Below are 11,931 nucleotides of genomic sequence, written 5' to 3'. Positions count from 1 at the left end.
TTGTTGTTATTGTTTTATCGTGTTGCCAGCAACAGTGCGGTGGCGTTTTTCACGACACCCGCCGCGTCAATTTCATGGCGTGCGCGCGTTGCTGCACGATCGGCTGCGATTGCATATTGGCCATCGGCAATCCCCAATCTACGCAGTGGAATAGCACAGCCAGCTTCTGCCAGCACTTCAGCCACCAGACTTCCCACGCCGCCATTAATGTTATGTTCTTCCACGCTAACCACTGCCTTGCAGTGGGTTAAAGCCGCCAGTAACTGTTGGGTATTGCAGGGACGAATTGACGGTACACTGATTACGCTGGCGTCAATACCCGCCTGTTCCAGCACTGTGGCAGCCTCGACAATTTCATGCACAGTTGAGCCCATTGCCACCAGTGCGACATCTTTTCCTTTGCGCAAAATATCGATATTACCCGGCGCGAACTGGTAGTTTTCGTCGTGTAATTCGGGTAAGGCTTTGCCATCCAGGCGAATATAAACCGGACCTATGTGGCTTAAGGCGTAATCGAGAATCTGTCGGCATTCCACCGGACAGGACGGGGCGTAAATCTCAATATTGCCAAAACCGCGTAGCACGGAAATATCATCAATGCTGTGGTGCGTACTGGCGAGTGGGCCGTAGCTGGCCCCTGCGTTCAGGCCAATCAACTTCACGTTGGTATTGTTGTAGCAAATGTCGACTTTAATTTGCTCATTGGCCCGAGAAATCAAGAAGGGCGCAGCGTTACAGGTGACGGCGATTTTACCGCCCAGCGCCAGTCCGGCAGCAGCACCGACCAACGTCTGTTCGGCAATACCCACGTTGACCAGACGACCGGGAAATTCCTTCATAAATGGGGCGATTTTTGCTGTTGATGTTGAGTCAGCCACCACCGGCACAACATCCATTCCACGTTTGACCGCGGCAATTAACGTGTTCACCATGACGGTGGCGAGGTGTTCGCTATTACGCATCTTTCAGTTCCTCCAGCGCCAGTTCAACTTCTTCTCCTTTTGGCACGCGGTGGTGCCATTCTGGGCGGCCCTGGATAAAAGAGATCCCGGCTCCTTTGGTGGTGTGTGCAATGACGACATATGGCTTGCCTTCAGGGGTTAATCCTTCCAGCGTGCGCACCACATCGCTCATATCGTTCCCGCGACACTCTGTGACTTGCATACCGAAGGCTCGCCATTTTTCATCCAGCGGATCGGTGTTCATGATCTCTTTGGTTGAGCCGGCAAGCTGGAGGTTATTTTTGTCGTTGATGATAATCAGGTTATCCAGTTTATAGTGGGCAGCGACCAGTGCTGCTTCCCAGTTGCTGCCTTCGGCCAGTTCACCATCACCGGTGACGACAAACACCCGGCGTTTGCTGTTGCTGCGTTTAGCCGCCAGCGCAATCCCTACTGCAACCGGCAGACCGTGACCAAGAGCTCCGGTATTCAGTTCAATTCCTGGCGTTTTATGTTTTACCGGATGCCCCGGCAGATGCGAATCAGCGTGTTGATAGGTCGCCAGCCAGTCCACAGGAATAAAACCGGCTTCTGCCAAGACACAGTAGTAACCGCCCACAGCGTGACCTTTTGACTGGATGTAGATATCGCGCTCGTCGCTCTCTTTAATCTCCGGGGAGCAATTCAGGATGCGAAAATAGAGTGCTGTCAGCAGTTCAACCTGCGACAGGTCTGCGCCAGTGTGCCCGCCAGCCGGGCTTTCAGCATTCAACACGATAATGCGGCGACGCACGGCACGTGCTTTCTTTTCTAGCTCTGGTATTGAGAGCGAAAACGGATTCATAAGACACCTCTTGAATGTTTAATCTTGAGTGAATAAATATTCCATGTGAGTGCAGTAGTGCAACTGTCTCTCTACCCACCACGTAATCTGCAGATAAAACAGTCAGTCGTTATTGGTTAGAATAAATATTCACTACTGATTTATTATTCATGATTAAAGATATGCCTTGTCTGGCGGTTTGTCTACGGCTTGTGCCACCAAATTTTGGAGAAAAGAGAAAAGGATCACACTAACGTGATAACTGGAAAGGTACTGATGACTTGTTATCTATTCAGGTATGAATAAAAATAACAGGCAGTTTATCAGGGGGAATGCCATGTCAAAGCAGGATGAACAGCGGTTGCTGGTTAAGATTGCCACGCTTTACTACGCCGAAAATAAAAAACAGTCTGAAATCGCCACGCTGCTGCATTTGTCGCAGTCCTTTGTCTCCCGTGCTTTAACGCGTTGTCAGAAAGAAGGGCTGGTGAAAATCACCGTCGTACAGCCGACCAATATCTTTGTGGCGCTGGAAAAAGCCATTGAAGAGCAGTTTGGTATTCGTCAGGCGATTGTCGTGGATGTCGGTGACAACCCCAGCAATACGCAAATTAAGCATGCAATTGGCAGCGCGGCGGCGCATTACGTTGAAACCCGCTTGCGAGCCGAGGACCTGGTTGGAATTTCCTCCTGGAGTAGCACCATTCGCTGTATGGTCGATGAGATGCACCCGCAAAATATCCGTGCGGCGGGGGTGATCCAACTGCTGGGCGGCGTAGGGCCGAATGGTAACGTGCAGGCCACGATTCTTACGCAACAGTTGGCAGCGCACCTTGGCTGTCCGGCCTGGTTGCTGCCTTCACAAAGTATTGAGCATTCGGTTGAAGAGCGTACACGGTTGGTTAACAGCCCTGACGTTGCCGCGGTGGTTGAAAAGTTTGCTGAAGTGGATGTGGCAATTGTCGGTATTGGCGAACTGGAGCCTTCTCAATTGCTGAAAAACTCAGGCAACTACTACAACGAAGAAATGTTGCGACTGCTCGCCGAGCGCGGCGCAGTAGGCGATATCTGTCTGCATTATTACGATGCAGCAGGTAACCCGGTACTCAGCCATGAGGAAGACCCGGTCATCGGAATGGAGCTTTCGCAGATCCGGGAGTGTAACCACGTGATTGCTTTGGCTGGTGGTGTGGAAAAACAGAATGCGATACGCGGGGCATTGCAGGGGAATTATATTGACGTATTGATCACCGACTACCCGACAGCCCGCAGTCTGGTGAAAGGGTGATGTCACGGTGAGTTAAACAATTGACAGCCCCAGGAGGCCCCTGGAGCTGTCTGGTTGTGCATATCAGACTTTTCAGAGGGGATTACTGACTTTCCATCGCCGCCTTTTGTGCTACCACCGCGGCTTTTTGCTGCATCCGGTTTTGCATCTGGTCGATGATGACCGCGACGATAATCACGATACCTTTAATCACCATTTGCCAGAACTCGCTGACGCCCATCATCACCAGACCATCGGCCAGAAAACCGATAACGAAAGCGCCAATCAGCGTGCCTAAAATCGTGCCCCGTCCACCGGCCAGTGACGTACCGCCGAGAACCACTGCGGCAATGGCGTTCATCTCAAATGCCGTACCGTTGGCCGGATGACTGGCGGAAAGCTGTGCCGAGACCACAATTCCAGCAATCGCGGCACACAGTCCGGATAGGGTATACACCCAGATTTTCACCTGTTTTACTTTTACCCCTGACAGCTCAGCAGCGCGCTCGTTATCCCCGATGGCGTAAACGTGGCGACCAAAGGGTAGACGACGAGCGACGTAAGCAATGACCAGTGCCAGCACAATCATCATCCAGATGGCCCACGGAATCCCAAACAGTGTACCGGCACCAATCTCATCAAAACCGGTATTGCCGAGCTGCGGATTGCCGGAAAGCCCGGGAAAGGTTTGCCCATCGGAGGTCAGCATCGCCGCCCCGCGCAAAACGTACATGGTTCCGAGCGTACAAATAAACGGTGCGACGTTATAGTGGGTGATGATCCAACCATTCGCCGCGCCAATCAGCCCACCAATCAACAAGACGACAGGCACAATCACCCAGACGCTGGGGAAAATTGCGATGCCGAACATTGGCAATACAATGCCTTTAGTGATTAGCCATCCTGCGACCATGCCGCACAGCCCAAGCGTAGCGCCAATTGAGAGATCAATCCCGGCGGTAATAATGACAAACGTGATCCCCAGCGCCAGAAAGGCGTTAATGGCGATATGCTTGATCATAATGACCATGCTGCCGCCAGAGAGAAATCCCGGTACGGTGAAGGCAAAGAACCCGACGATTAAAAACAGTGCAATAAAAGTGCGCAGTTTTAGGATTAGTAGCAGGATATTTTCCCGAGAGAAGGCGACTGTGGAGCGAGGCGCGATGGTGGCGGATTGTAGTGTTTTCATATCAGAACCCCTGAGCACTTGCGGTTACCAGCGCCGATTCTTCGGCACGATCGCGGGCGATATCGGCAGTTAGCTTGCCGCCGGACATCACCAGAATGCGGTCAGAAACCGCCATAATTTCTTTTAAATCTGAGGTGGAAAAGACCACAGCAATACCTTGCTGGGAAAGCTGGACCATCATGCGGAACACATCGGCTTTCGCCCCGACATCGATGCCGCGTGTGGGTTCGTCAAGAAAGAGAATTTTGGGATTGGTGAGCAGAGAGCGACCAATCACCACTTTTTGCTGGTTCCCTCCGCTCAGCGCCTGAATTTCAACCTCTGGCGAGGAGACTTTTATCGACAGATTGCCAATTGTGCTGGCGACCACGGCCTCTTCATCTTTGCGGGCAATGGCAAAACCACGTTGCAGACGCCGCCAAAGGCTGGCAATGGTCAGATTGGTGGCGACGGATGAAATGGGGAAAATCCCCGTGCGCTTGCGATCCTCCGGCACCAGACTCATTCCCATACGGATGCGATCGGCGGTGGTTAAGCGCTGCGGGACCGGTTTGCTGTCGAGCCACAGTTTTCCGAGGTAGTTGCGCTCAGTACCTAACAAGCACTCGAACAATTCGGTTCGCCCAGCCCCCATAAGTCCATAGATACCGACAATTTCACCGGCATGAACGTTAAAGGTGACGTCATTGACGACTGCGCTGCCAGCGGTATTCACGCAGGTGATATGTTCAGCTTCCAGAACCGGAGCTCCAAACGTGCGGCCGGGTTCGAGAAAGTTGCTTACCGGATCACTGCCCAGCATCTCGCGCACAATCCACGGGACATCGATGTCGATAACCTTGGCTTCGGCTTGAAATTTACCATCGCGTAAAATAGTGATCACATCGCCAATTGCCATCAATTCTTCGAGACGATGGGAGATATAGATTATCGACACACCCTGGCGAGTAAGTTCACGGATCACGCGAAACAGAATCTCGACTTCAGTTTTACTGAGCGCTGAGGTGGGTTCATCAAGAATCAGGATATCTGCATCTTCAGCCAGTGCTTTGGCGATTTCGACCAGTTGTTGCTGCCCTACTTTGAGATTGCCAACCAGGTCGCGCGGTGATATCGGCTGATCGAGCCGGGTTAATAATTCCGCGGTGCGTTTCTCTTGCTCGGCCTCATTGATGGGGGCCACGCCTTTTTGAATCTCCCGACCGAGGAAAATGTTTTCCGCGACGGTGAGGTTCTCAAACAGGTTTAACTCCTGATGCACCATACCAATTCCATGTGCCGCAGCATCCCGGGTGCTGGCAAAGCGCACGGGATTTCCATTGAGCGACATCTCACCGCTACTGGGTTGCTGAACGCCAGCGAGGATCTTCATCAACGTCGATTTCCCCGCACCATTCTCACCAATAATCACATTCACCTTGCCACGCCAGACCTGATAATCGACGCTGTCCAGCGCAATTGTGCCGGGAAACAGCATTGAAATGGCATGCGTGCGCAGGATGATGTCATCCGCTGAGGTATTGCGCATTAGTGAGCCTCCTGTTCCAGCGTCAGTGCTGCTGCGTTTTCCGCTTTTCCAGCATTCAACGTCACGGCGAACAGCACCGTGGCAGTCTTCCCTTGCCAGCTAGTGTCAACGGCGGGTAACTGTTTCGCCGCTTCACGGTTATAAGCCCGTGACAGTTGGGCAAACTGAACCTGGTTAGTAAAATCTTCAAACTTGAAACCACTGGCATCGCGAATAGCATTGCCACGCATTACCGGGCCAATCTGAATCGTGACGGGCATATCATTGACCCTCACCACGATGGTGTGCTCTCGCCCATTGGTGGTGTCGACGCTATCAATCTGGCTGGTCAGGCGTACAAACACGCTTTCGGGAGCGGGTGAGGGGGCCTTCAGGCGAGTGGTCAGCGCTGAAGCATCCAGAACATGTTGCTGTGCCGCTTCCAGGACGCGGGATTGCCAGGTTTGTTGCGCGATCTGATCGGGAGTCTGGTTGTCGAAACTGGCTTTGGCCTGAGGATCGGCCGGGATAATTGGTTTGCCGTTTTCGTCGAGGTCAACTACCGTACAGGCCGTCAGCAACAGGGTGGCGCATCCAACCAGCGCGGCACCCCATTGTGTTAACGACATAGTGCCTCCGCTTAGTGGCTCAGGTTGAACTTGTTCAGCTTGCTGGCATTGGTTTCGTCAATCAGCACGCAATCCATGAGCTGTTTTTCTTCTTTCTGGGCTTTGCCGTTTTTCAGATAGTAATCCGCCTGCTCAACAGCCATTTGTGCCTGCTGCCAGCCGGGCTGCAGTACTGTCGCTTTAATATTGCTTTTATTAATGATTGAATCGCGGGTGTAGTCGCTGCCATCAAAACCGACCACGATGACATTATTTTTCCCCGCCGCTTTTAGTGCGGCTTCTGCACCCAGCGCCATAGTGTCGTTACCTGAGATCACGCCTACGATATCTGGGTTGGTTTGCAAAATGGCTTCCATTCGGGTAAAGGCTTCGGTTTGGCTCCAGTTTGCCGTCTGCTGGGCTACCATTTTCATGTCCGGATAGTCATCGAGTACATCGTGATACCCCTGCGAGCGTACATGGGCGTTGGTGTCGGATTGACGTCCCAACAGTTCAACGTACTTCCCTTTTCCGTCCAGTAACCTGGCGAACTTCTCTGCGCCGAGCTGTGCGCCTTGATAGTTATTCGACACGATTTGCGCCACCGCGATACCGGTTTTATTGATTTCGCGATCGATCAGAAAAGCAGCTACACCCGCTGCTTTGGCTTTTTCCAGCGGCCCTACGGTGGCATCTGCACCCGCATTATCGAGAATGATCGCTTTTGCTTTACGAGCAATAGCAGTCTCAATCAGTTGGTTTTGTTTATTGACGTCATCATCATGAGAGGCAACCAGCGTGGCGTATCCCAGCTCTTTTGCTTTGGCGACTGCACCGTCGGCTTCGGCTTTAAAAAACGGGTTATCGTGAGAAGGGGTAATAATCGCAATCAGTCCGTTGTCGGCAGCATACAGCGAACCCGATGTGGTAAGGATCGAGGCCAGTAATACGGATTTAATCAAGGTCTTGTTCATCTCTTTCTCCACTTTGAATATTTATTCAAATATGATTTATTATTCAAGTTAACGATAAGTCGAGATAATCGAACTGTCTACGATTTGCGCAGCTAATTTCTTAAAAAGAGAAAAGGATCACGATCCTGATGGTGAGGATGGAAATAGCGTCACGATATTTTTATCACGCTGAAACCAATGAACGTGAACTTCTTGATTGCCGAGGTTTGCCGAAAATGACGGCATGATTTGTAATGTTAATTGCTGAGTCGTGAGTGCGGTGATTTTTGCGCTGGTGAAACCTGGTAGCCCCGATGCCTGATTGGAAAACGCCTTATACAGGCTCTCCTTTGCGCTGAATACCAGGGTTAAGGCGAGCGGAAAGGGCAGGCAGGTATGCTGCAAAATCTGATGTTCGTGGTTATCAATAATACTATCAGCCAGCTCAACTGCGGTTTGTGGTGTAAAAATAGCTTCTATATCCAGCCCAATGGGATGCGTTGATACGACCGCCAGCGCCGTTGTTGCGCTATGGCTGATGCTGCCAAACAGATCCTGCGGCCACAATGGTTGGCGTTGCACACCGATGCCGGGCACGGTTTTGTGGCCAAATTCACGCAGTGCGTGGATTGCGGCAATGCGCCCCGCTAAGTGCTCAGCTTTACGCTTACGCCCACTGAAGTGGAGCTGAGTGTGGTGGGGAAGCCAGAGCAGGTCGTGCTCATGGAAAGTGTCGGGATCAAATTCGACAATGTGCAGCGTATGATCTGCGAAAGGGAGCTGGATGTGCGTTGTGTGCATGATTTCTTACGGTTTCCCTCTCCCCGCAGCGAGGAGAGGGAAAAACGTTATCAGAAGTGTGTGTTAACGCTCATGAACCACGTCCGGCCCGGTTCGTTATAGGTGTATGCGCCAGCGCCCGCCATGTAATAGCCAGTTTTGTTGTCGCTGGTGGTTTGGGCATTACCTTCACGCCACAGACGTTTGTCGAAGACGTTATCCACGCCGCCGGTCAGGCTGACGTTTTTCGTCACATCCCAGGTCGCACTCAGGCCGACAATGCTGTACGGACTCACTTCCTGGGCTGAACTGCCAGTCACCGGTTTCCCCTGGTAATCGTATTTTTTCGGCTGCTGTTTGCCGTACCAGGTGAAGGTGGATTGCAATGACAGATCTTCGCGTGCCTGCCAGCTCAGGGTTGAGTTCAGCGTGTATTCAGGAATAATCGACAGGCGTTCGCCGGTCTCTTTATTCTTACTTTGCAGCATGTAGGTAATGTTGTTGGTCCAGGTTACGGTCTCGCTAACCGGCACGTTCAACGTCCCTTCCAGACCTTCCACCACCGCTTTAGGCACGTTTTCCCACTGATAGATATCGGTGTAGGTTGTTGTTGTTTTACCTGTGGTCGGGTTTTGCTGGGTAATCGATGTTCTGCTTAACGGTACGGTTCCTGCTTCAATCTTGTTGCGATAATCGTTGCGGAACCAGGTTACTCCGGCCAGCCAGCCATCACGTTTGAACTCCAGACCAATCTCTTTGTTGATACTGGTTTCGGCCTTCAGATCATCGTTGCCCATCATGTAGCAACCAATACCGGTCGCTGAGCCGGTGGCGTAGCAACCCTGACCTTTACTGTACAGAATGTAGTTCGGGTTGAGCTGATACAGGCTTGGCGCTTTATAGGCGCGCGCAATCCCCATCTTCAGGGTGAAGTCATCGCCCAGACCTTGGGAAAGGTTCAGGGACGGACTCCAGTTATCGCCCACAATGCTGTGATGATCGAAACGCAAACCTGGCGTCAGCATGGTGCTGTCGGTCAGTTCCATATTGTTTTCAGCAAACAGAGAGAAAATCTCTGCGTCTGAGTACGGGCTGCGGTTGGTGCTGCTGGACCCAGGAATATTACCGCCCATAAAGGTCTGAGTATTGGAACTCATGTCCTTCATGCGCTGCTGGTTCCATTCGGTACCGAGCGTCAGATTTTGGTTAACAAACAGGTCGAATGGAATGCTAATTTCGCTGTGCAGGGTGACATCCGCCAGGTCAGTGTCGGTAAAATGATTACTGTTAAATAGCCCTTCAAGACCTCCTGCCAGACCTTCACCCAAACGGGAGTTGCGGGTATGTTCGTATTGCGCCCAGTTACTGGTGGTAATGCCATTGTCCCAGCCGCCGTTCCACGTCAGCGCATAGTTCTGACGGTACATACGGTTGGTTTCTTTACCGTAGTATTTTTTTACCAGTCCGTTGGTTTTGTTATCGTTGTTGGTGTTCTGGGTGTCGCCAGCGTATAGATTGCCCTGGCGGCTGTAGCCGGCTTCAAACTCCAGCGATTGCATTGGCGCAAAATCCCACCGCAGTTGGCCGTTGATATCTTTGTTTTTTACCCCTTCACGACCCGCTGGCATGGTATCTGCGTAGTCGCCCGTACGTGCAGACTGGTGACCATCGTTAATGTCCCACGCGTCGGCCTGGGTTTTATCGAGATTACCGTTCAGGCGGAAGCTGAAATCCCCGCCCAGCGGACCGTTCAGGCTAAAGTTGGTGCGTTTGGTTGAACCTTCGTCTTTATGTTCCGGGGCGTTGAAATAGGTATTCCAGGAGCCATGCCACTCATCGCCGCCTTTCTTGGTGATGATATTCACCACGCCGCCAGCCGCACCGTTGCCATAGCGTGCCGCGGCAGGACCACGCAGCACTTCAATACGTTCGATCATTTCCGGAGCAACCCATGCGGTATCGCCGCGGGTATCACGCTCGCCGCGCCAGCCCTGACGCACAGAGTTACGGCTGGTTACCGGTTTGCCGTCGATCAGAATCAGGGTGTTTTCCGGCCCCATGCCGCGAATATCGATTTGGCGGTTGTTGCCGCGTTGACCGCTGGTTGAGTTACCGGTCAGGTTGACGCCTGGCATGGTACGGATGATTTCCGACACATCGCGAGCGGGAGGATTCTTACGAATTTCATCAGCGGTAATGGTTGAAACGCCCGGTGCCTGCAGGTTCTGCTGGGCGGCGGTAACCACGATGGTGTCTTCATGAGAGACAGCGGCGCTATCGGTTTGATCTTCTGCCATCGCTGGCAGGGCTACCCCGTAAATCCCTAAATTGACCAATAAGGCCAGTGAATGAATCTTGTTGTTCATTGTATGTCCTGCTGTTCTTTTAGCCACGAGTACCAATGTGCCGTGGTGCGGCATTTGGTCTGATGTCGCCCGCATCCGCGTAAACCCTCCATTCCAGAAAAAGTACGCAGCGCCAGGCCGGTTTATAAGTGGTGAAAAACTGTGCGCGCTTCCCACAGCGCGACAATACGCTATTGCAAATGCAAATAGTTATCAATAATATTATCAATATATTTCACGCTAGATCATAAAATTTGACAATAAACATGGGGTTATGGCGGTGACGACGTTAAAGATGGGAAGCGAGGCGTGGTGGCAGTCAAAAAAAGGCCCGGAGTGGGAGCGTGAAGACAACGGAAATTATCGGGTAACCTTCTGGTGGCGCGACCCGCAGGGAACGGAAAAAGAGTCAGCCATTCACCGCGTATGGGTCTATATCACCGGCGTCACCGACCACCATCAAAATGCCACCCCGCAGTCGATGCAACGCATTGACGGAACAAATGTTTGGTGCTGGAGTGTTTCCCTCAGCGCCAACTGGCGCGGCAGTTACTGTTTTATCCCAACAGAACGAAATGATATTTTTGCCGCGCAGACGCCGGGCGAAGCGCCTGACCGAACCGTGCTGCGTGAAGGCTGGCGGCAATTGTTGCCGCAGGCTATTGCCGATCCCCTCAATCCGCAGAGCTGGCAGGGCGGTCGTGGCCATGCGGTGTCTGCACTGGAAATGCCTGATGCACCCGTACAACCGGGATGGGATCGACCTGAAAACCCCGACTCGCCCGCAGTTTGCCTGCAATGGCGTAGCGCCAGACTCGGCAATACACGCCGCGTGTGGGTGTTTACCACTGGTGAAGCCCAGCCGGAAGCGCGTCCGCTGGCTATCCTGCTGGACGGACAGTTTTGGGCACAAAGTATGCCGGTCTGGCCTGCGCTGACTTCACTCACCCATCGCGGACAACTCCCGCCCGCTGTTTATCTCCTGATTGATACCATCGACACGGCTCACCGCAGCCGCGAACTGCCGTGTAATGCGGATTTTTGGTTGGCAGTACAGCAGGAGTTATTGCCGCTGGTGAAGACCACGACCGCGTTCAGTGACGACCCGCAGCGTACCGTCGTCGCCGGGCAAAGTTTTGGCGGGCTGTCATCGCTGTATGCCGGGCTGAACTGGCCCGCGCGCTTTGGCTGCGTGCTCAGCCAGTCGGGCTCTTATTGGTGGCCGCATCGAGGTGGTCATCAGGATGGGGCGATCGTTGAGCAACTGAAGAGCGGAAAGATAAGCGCCCAGGGGCTGCGTATTGTCCTGGAAGCAGGGATCCGCGAACCCATTATTTATCGCGCCAATCAGGCGCTTTATGCCCAGTTACCCTCTGCACCACAGTCTATTTTCTGGCGTCAGGTTGATGGTGGACACGATGCGCTTTGCTGGCGCGGCGGACTCATGCAAGGGTTGATCACGCTCTGGCAACCGCTTACCGACACGATTTAACCGGACGATGTTCCACGACAGGA

At 52.7% G+C, this 11,931-nt stretch carries 10 protein-coding genes; 2 read left to right on the top strand and 8 right to left on the bottom strand.

Annotated elements, in window-relative coordinates; genetic code table 11:
- Positions 1-14: 14 nt before the first annotated feature.
- Together HVZ52_RS16545 and HVZ52_RS16540 are read right to left on the bottom strand one after the other, a co-directional pair.
- On the bottom strand, positions 15-962 hold the full coding sequence (locus HVZ52_RS16545) for a transketolase C-terminal domain-containing protein (RefSeq protein ID WP_047358064.1): 948 nt from the start codon (positions 960-962) through the stop codon (positions 15-17).
- Positions 955-1,785, bottom strand: a complete 831-nt coding sequence (locus tag HVZ52_RS16540; RefSeq protein ID WP_016152181.1) for a transketolase — start codon at positions 1,783-1,785, stop codon at positions 955-957. Before HVZ52_RS16540 ends, HVZ52_RS16545 begins: the two co-directional genes overlap by 8 nt.
- Positions 1,786-2,101: 316 nt before the next feature.
- Here HVZ52_RS16540 and HVZ52_RS16535 point away from each other — a divergent pair, with 316 nt between their 5' ends.
- On the top strand, positions 2,102-3,052 hold the full coding sequence (locus tag HVZ52_RS16535; protein WP_047358065.1) for a sugar-binding transcriptional regulator: 951 nt from the start codon (positions 2,102-2,104) through the stop codon (positions 3,050-3,052).
- An 82-nt stretch (positions 3,053-3,134) separates the two neighbouring features.
- Here the strand turns inward: HVZ52_RS16535 and HVZ52_RS16530 are convergent, their stop codons facing one another.
- From HVZ52_RS16530 to HVZ52_RS16505, 6 genes are all read right to left on the bottom strand, one after another.
- On the bottom strand, positions 3,135-4,223 hold the full coding sequence (locus HVZ52_RS16530; protein WP_181598480.1) for an ABC transporter permease: 1,089 nt from the start codon (positions 4,221-4,223) through the stop codon (positions 3,135-3,137).
- A gap of 1 nt (position 4,224) precedes the next feature.
- Positions 4,225-5,751, bottom strand: a complete 1,527-nt coding sequence (locus HVZ52_RS16525; RefSeq protein ID WP_016152184.1) for a sugar ABC transporter ATP-binding protein — start codon at positions 5,749-5,751, stop codon at positions 4,225-4,227.
- Entirely contained in the window at positions 5,751-6,359 is a 609-nt protein-coding gene (locus tag HVZ52_RS16520) for a DUF2291 family protein (RefSeq protein WP_016152185.1), read from the bottom strand. The genes HVZ52_RS16525 and HVZ52_RS16520 overlap by 1 nt, the downstream gene beginning before the upstream one ends.
- A gap of 11 nt (positions 6,360-6,370) precedes the next feature.
- Positions 6,371-7,312 carry a D-ribose ABC transporter substrate-binding protein gene (locus HVZ52_RS16515; RefSeq protein WP_016152186.1) on the bottom strand — a complete coding sequence of 314 codons (942 nt, stop codon included), beginning with the start codon at positions 7,310-7,312 and terminating at the stop codon, positions 6,371-6,373.
- 117 nt (positions 7,313-7,429) lie between these two features.
- On the bottom strand, positions 7,430-8,092 hold the full coding sequence (gene entD, locus HVZ52_RS16510; RefSeq protein ID WP_181598479.1) for an enterobactin synthase subunit EntD: 663 nt from the start codon (positions 8,090-8,092) through the stop codon (positions 7,430-7,432).
- Positions 8,093-8,142: 50 nt separating this feature from the next.
- Entirely contained in the window at positions 8,143-10,437 is a 2,295-nt protein-coding gene (locus tag HVZ52_RS16505) for a TonB-dependent siderophore receptor (RefSeq protein WP_181598478.1), read from the bottom strand.
- Between the two features lie 253 nt (positions 10,438-10,690).
- Here HVZ52_RS16505 and fes point away from each other — a divergent pair, with 253 nt between their 5' ends.
- Positions 10,691-11,908 (top strand): enterochelin esterase, encoded by a 1,218-nt coding sequence (gene fes / locus HVZ52_RS16500; protein WP_181598477.1) that lies wholly within the window; start codon positions 10,691-10,693, stop codon positions 11,906-11,908.
- Positions 11,909-11,931: the final 23 nt, after the last annotated feature.

Origin of the sequence: Citrobacter sp. RHB36-C18 (assembly GCF_013814485.1) — a bacterium.
Classification (GTDB): Bacteria; Pseudomonadota; Gammaproteobacteria; order Enterobacterales; family Enterobacteriaceae; genus Citrobacter; species Citrobacter braakii.
The sequence above is the reverse complement of the archived record's forward strand: the minus strand, read 5'-3'. Positions and strand labels throughout refer to the sequence as shown.